Here is a 5,511-nt window from a genome sequence, read left to right as displayed (position 1 = left end):
CGCCGGCGGGCTGGCCCTGGCCCGGGCCCGCTCCGCCGGCCGCTCCGGACCGGGGCCGGGGCGGCCCGGGGCCGTCGTGGCGCTGGTGGCGTCGCTGACCGGCATGGTCCTCGGCGGTCTGGTCGCGGCCACCGCCGAGGGCGGCCTGGGCACCGGGAACGGGCTGGGCGGGGCCGTCGTGGCACTGGTGGTGGGCCTGATCGGCACGGTCCTCGCCGGGCTGGCCCTGGCCCGCTCCCGCCGCACCGGCTGACCACGGGTGCCGGCCGCGGGGTGCCCGGGCGGTCAGTGCCGGTCCTCGTCCGGGTGCGTCAGGGGCGGTCCGGCCGGGGTGGGCAGCACCGGGCCGAAGAGCACGGCACGGGCCACGGCCGGTGCGAACAGCGAGGTGACCGGCGCGGAGAGGGAGAGCACCGCGCGGAAGGCGCGGGCCACGGCCGGGTCCGTGGCATAGCGCTCCTGGACCCGGCGCAGGTACCAGCCGGCCGGGCGGTCGACCGCCCGGACGCCGACGGCGTTGCCGACCGCGCCCGGCATGGTGCGGTCCGCCCCGGCGGAGATGTCCCAGGCCTGCCGGGCGGCGGCGAGCAGCGCCTGCTGCACCCGCCGGGTGGTGGGCGTGCGGCGCGGACCGGCGAGCGCGTCGCGCAGAGCCACGGCGCACAGCGCGGCGACGGCCATGCCCTGCCCGTAGATCGGGTTGACGGTGCACAGGGCGTCGCCGGTGGCCAGGAAGCCGGCCGGGCGGCGGCCCGGCAGGTCGTAGCGGCGCCGGACGTTCGCCGTCCGCCGGAAGCCGTACACGGGCGAGAGGGGTTCGGCCCCGCGCATCCACTGCTGGACCAGCGGGTGCGGCAGCCGCCCGGCGTAGGACTCGAACCCCTCGGGGTCGGTGGGCGGCCGGTCGTCGCGCAGCCCGGAGAGGGTGACCAGATGGGTGCCGTCCTCCAGCGGCAGCACCACCGCGCCGTAGACCTGTGCCGGGTTGGGGACCAGGTAGTAGCCGAGGGAGGTGGCCGGGCCGAGCGCGCCGCGGGTGTCGCGGTACACGCGCGAGGCGTAGGCCAGTCCGGTGTCGATGTGCTCCTCCGGCGGGGGTTCGGCGCCGAGCGCGGACAGCCATTCCGGGGCCCTGGTGCCACGCCCCGAGGCGTCGACGACCAGGTCGGCGGGCAGGGGGCGGGCGCCGTCCCGGGCGCCGTCGCCGCGTTCGCGCACCAGCACGCCGCGCACCCGGTCCGGGCCGCCCAGCAGCCCGACGGCCTCGGTGGCGGGCAGGACGGTGATCTCCGGACGGGCCAGCACCCGCCTCCGGACCAGCTGCTCCAGCTGGGGGCGGGAGCCGGTGCACAGGTGCGTGGTGGCGGGCAGCCGCGGGAACCAGCGGCCGTCCTGCCACTGCACCACGTCCGAGGGCATGCCCACCCGCGGCGCGCCCGCGGCCTGCAGGCCGGCGAGGAATCCGGGCAGCAGCGACTCCAGTGCACGCTGTCCGCCTTCGAGCAGTACGTGGAGGTGGCGGCCCTGGGGCACCCCGGGCCGTGGCTCGGGCCCCTCCGGGAGGAGGTCCCGCTCCACCACGGTCACCCGCCCGGCGTGTGCGGCCAGGACATGGGCGGTCAGCAGACCGGCCAGGGAGCCCCCGACCACCACCGCGTGCCGCCGCCGTGCCCCGCCGTCCGTGTGCTGTGCTGCGTCCACCAGCCCCGCCCCTCGCTCCGGGAGTATCGGTCGTCAGCGGCGAGTCTTCCAGGCGACGCGGGGTCATGGGCAGACGGCACCGGGCGGCGCGCGGCGGCCGGTCCCGCTCACCGTCGCGGACGGAGGGGCGGACTGATCGACGAGCCCTGACCACGCCGCCGGCACGGCCCGGCCCGCGCCCGTGCGGCCTGACGGCCGCCCGGCCGTCAGGCCGCACGGAGCCGTGGTCGCGGCCCCCGGCCGCCGGGCCGGACGGAGGGGAGCCGCGGTCCGGCCTCCTGACCGGACCGCGGCTCCCCGGGCCCGCTCAGGCGGTGCCGGTGCTGCCGGCGAAGAGGCTGCGGGCCAGTTCGTCGTCCATGGACTGCCGGACCTTGTCCATCAGCGNGCTGCGGGCCAGTTCGTCGTCCATGGACTGCCGGACCTTGTCCATCAGCGCGCCCTGGGTCGCCTCGCCGACCACCTCCATCACCGTGCGGGCCTCATGGGCCGCCTTGGGGGTGTCGGCGCCGGAACGCAGGGCGACACGGTCGAAGAACTCGCGGTTGTCCATGGGCAGGCCGGTGCTCGGCTCATCCGGTGCCGCCGCCACGCGGCGCAGGTGCTCGCCGATCTCCCTGGGAAGCTGGGCGGCGAGATTGTCGGCCAGACCGGCGGGAATGCGCTCGGCCAGGGTTTCCAGGGTGCCCCGGGCGGCGGCCTCGGCGGCCCCGCGGCTGCCGAGGTGGGCGCGGGCCTGGACCTGGCCGATAAAGGTGTCGTGATCCACGGTGGAACCCCTCTTCCGGTTACTCGTTCGGATCCGATGCGCTGATGTCCGCCAGCGCGGAACCGGGGTCACGTTCGACGGCCAGATCGCCCAGGGACACGATCCCGACCGGCCGGCTGCCCTCCACCACCGGAAGACGCCGCACCGCCCGGTCCCGCATCAGCGCGGCCGCCCGGCCGATGTCGTCCTCGGGCCGCACGCTGACCAGGTCCTCGCTGCAGGCCTCGGCCACGGTGTGCTCGTCCGGGTTCCCGCCCCGGGACAGCACCCGTACCACCAGGTCCCGGTCGGTCACCAGGCCGCGCAGCGTCCCGCCCTCGGTGACCAGCACCGCGCCGATGCCGTCGTCCCGCATCGTGCGGGCGACCTCCGCCACCGGCGTCCGCGGTTCCACGGCCAGCGGCGGGGCCGTCATCACTTCACGGACCTTCCTCGCCATCATCCCTCCACGTACGTGGGCTTCGTCGGCCGTGCGCCCCCGGGGGCCGGCCGGACCCGGCCGGGAGCCCTTCTCCCGGACCGGCCGTTCCTGCGAGGGACCGCGGCCACATGACCTTCCGCGACGCCGCCCCGGGCACGGGCCGCGGGTGCCCGTGGAGGGAACCGGCCGGTCCTCTCCTGCCGGGGCACGCCGTGCCGCGGTCCTGACCGTTCCCGGGTACCCGGGGGTCCCGCCGGCCGAACCGCGACGCCGGCGGGAATGCCCGACGGGCGGTCCGGCTCCGGGGCCCGGCGGCGGCTCGGCACGTCCCCCGCGCTCCCGGCGCCCCGGCTCGCCGCGCCGCGGTGCGCCGGCTCAGCCGCCGGGCCGCCCGGCCGTGCCGCTTCGCCCGGTGGCCGCCGCCGGGCCGGGGAGCTCGCCGGAGCCGCGGGGGATCAGCCGGGTGGGGACGGTGATTCTGCGGGCCCGGCCGCGGTCGCCGTCCAGCCGGGCCAGCCCCGTGCGCGCGGCCTCCCGGCCGAGGGCCGCCGGGTCCTGGGCGACCGCGGTCAGCGGCGGATCGAGCAGCTCGGCCAGCGGCAGGTCGTCGAAGGCCACCAGGGCCACATCCCGCCGTCCGCTCCGCGCGAGCTGCGCGAGCACGCCCAGAGCCGCGACGTTGTTCCCGGCCAGCAGGGCCGTGGGCGGATCGGCCAGGGCGAGCAGCCGGGCGGTCTCGGCGGCGGCCCGGTGCCGGTCGTGGGCGCCCGCCACCAGGGAGCGGTCGCAGGGCAGCCCGGCGTCCGCCAGCGCTGCCCGGTATCCGGCCAGCCGTTCACGGCGGGTGTACAGCCGGGCGGGGAGGTCCCCGACGAAACCGATGCGCCGGTGCCCGTGCCGGATCAGATGGGCGACGCCGTCGCGGGCGCCCGCCCGGTGGTCGCTGAGGACGCTGTCCGCGGCCAGGCCCGAGCCGGGCCGGTCCAGGAACACCACGGGCAGCCCTCCGGCGCGGGCCTCCCGCAGGCCGGCGTGGCCGGCCCCGGCCGCCGGGACCACCAGCAGCATGCTGACCCGGCGGCCCAGGAAGGTGTCGGCCAGGGCGCGTTCGCGCGCCGGGTCCTCGGCGGAGGAGCCCACCAGCAGGGTGAGGCCGCGCTCCCGGACCGTCTCCTCCACGCTGCCCGCCACCCTCCCGAAGAACGGGTTGCCCAGGTCGGGGACGACGAGCCCGACGGCGGTGTCCGGGGCGCCGAGCCGGACGCTGCGCGCCATCGGGTTGAGCCGGAAGCCGAGGCGGGTGACGGCCGCGAGGACCTTCTCCCGGGTGTCCTCGGCGGCGGGTCCGTCGCCGTTGAGCACGCGGGACACGGTCTTGGCGCTCACGCCCGCCTCGCGGGCCACATCGGCCAGGGTGGGGCGGCGGGTTGCTGCCATGTCACCTTCCTTCCGCGGTGTTCCCCCGCCTGCGCCGTGCGGCCGGACCGCCGGGCCGCTGCGGGTCCGGGGGTACGCGGGTCCGGGGCAGGGGGGCAGGGGGCAGGGCGCTGACAACGATGTCACATGTCAACGTTGACACCCGCGCGCGGGGAGTGATGGACTCGCCTTCCGCCGCCCGCCGGAACCGGAGGGACCACCGCCATGAGCCCGCACCCGATCACCGTCCTGGGCGAGTGCGTCGCCGACGCCTTCACCGCTCCGCAGTCCGCGGCCGGCGAGCTCGCGCTGCGCGTCCTGCCGGGCGGCGGCCCGGCGAACACCGCCGTGGCCCTGGCCCGGCTGGGGACGCCCACCCGGTTCCTGGCCCGGCTGTCCGGGGACGTCTTCGGGCGGCTGTTCCGCGACCGCCTGGCCGGGTCCGGGGTCGGTCTGGCGGATGCGGTCGCCGCGGCCGAGCCCAGCACCCTCGCGGTCGCCGACCTGGCTCCGGACGGGCAGGCCGCCTACACCTTCCATGCCGAGGGCACGGCCGACTGGCAGTGGACGCCCGCCGAACTGGCGGCCGTGGACCTGACCGGCACCGCCTGTGTGCACTCCGGCTCCCTGGCGCTGGTGCGCGAACCGGGCGCCCCGGTGATCGAGGAGTTTCTGGCGAGGGCCTCGGCCTCCGCCACCGTCTCCCTCGACCCCAACGTCCGGCCGCTTCTGGTCCCGCCCGCGGTCTACCGGGAACGGCTGGGCCGCTGGTGCGGGACGGCGGACATCCTGCGGCTGAGCGAGGAGGACCTGGAGCTGCTGCTGCCGGGCGTCCCGGCCGAGCGGGCCTGTGACGACTGGCATGCCGCCGGGGTCCACCTGGTGGTGGTGACCCGGGGCGCGCGGGGGGCGCTGGCCTCGCTGGACGGCCGGCGGGTGACGGTCGCCGCCCCGCGCACGGAGGTGGTGGACACCGTCGGCGCGGGCGACTCCTTCACCGCCGGTCTGCTGCACCACCTCGGCGGCCGGGGTCTGCTGGGCGGCCGGCTGGACCGGGTGGGACCGCAGGACGTGGCGGACGCCTGCGCCTTCGCCGTCCGGGTGGCCGCGCTGACCTGCTCGGTCCCCGGCCCCAACCCGCCCTGGCCCGGTCAGCTCGCCGGGCCAGGGGGCGCCGAGCCCGCGTCCGGCGGCTGAGCCGGCC

Annotated in this window: 6 protein-coding genes; 2 read left to right on the top strand and 4 right to left on the bottom strand. The window is 77.9% G+C overall.

All coding sequences use genetic code 11. From position 1 onward, the window contains the following. On the top strand, nt 1–253 hold a 253-nt coding region (locus tag GQS09_RS26590; RefSeq protein WP_243761821.1), incomplete at its 5' end, for a DUF6223 family protein. A 32-nt stretch (nt 254–285) separates the two neighbouring features. Here GQS09_RS26590 and GQS09_RS26585 read toward each other — a convergent pair. From GQS09_RS26585 to GQS09_RS26570, 4 genes are all read right to left on the bottom strand, one after another. After that, complete coding sequence (locus tag GQS09_RS26585) at nt 286–1,704, bottom strand: NAD(P)/FAD-dependent oxidoreductase (RefSeq protein ID WP_165990088.1); 1,419 nt, start codon at nt 1,702–1,704, stop codon at nt 286–288. A 304-nt stretch (nt 1,705–2,008) separates the two neighbouring features. Continuing rightward, the gene (locus GQS09_RS26580; RefSeq protein WP_165990086.1) at nt 2,009–2,470 is read right to left on the bottom strand and encodes a DUF2267 domain-containing protein; all 462 of its coding nucleotides are present in this window, start codon (nt 2,468–2,470) and stop codon (nt 2,009–2,011) included. A gap of 19 nt (nt 2,471–2,489) precedes the next feature. Beyond that, a complete protein-coding gene (locus GQS09_RS26575; protein WP_165990087.1) occupies nt 2,490–2,909 on the bottom strand; it encodes a CBS domain-containing protein in 420 nt (139 codons plus the stop codon). A gap of 357 nt (nt 2,910–3,266) precedes the next feature. After that, on the bottom strand, nt 3,267–4,328 hold the full coding sequence (locus tag GQS09_RS26570) for a LacI family DNA-binding transcriptional regulator (protein WP_165990085.1): 1,062 nt from the start codon (nt 4,326–4,328) through the stop codon (nt 3,267–3,269). 204 nt (nt 4,329–4,532) lie between these two features. Here GQS09_RS26570 and GQS09_RS26565 point away from each other — a divergent pair, with 204 nt between their 5' ends. Further along, nucleotides 4,533–5,504: a carbohydrate kinase gene (locus GQS09_RS26565; RefSeq protein ID WP_165990084.1), complete on the top strand. Its 972-nt coding sequence runs from the start codon at nt 4,533–4,535 to the stop codon at nt 5,502–5,504. The last annotated feature ends 7 nt before the right edge of the window (nt 5,505–5,511 follow it).

Source organism: Streptomyces sp. YIM 98790 (genome assembly GCF_011421595.1).
In the GTDB taxonomy this organism is placed as follows: Bacteria; Actinomycetota; Actinomycetes; order Streptomycetales; family Streptomycetaceae; genus Streptomyces.
The sequence above is the reverse complement of the archived record's forward strand: the minus strand, read 5'-3'. Positions and strand labels throughout refer to the sequence as shown.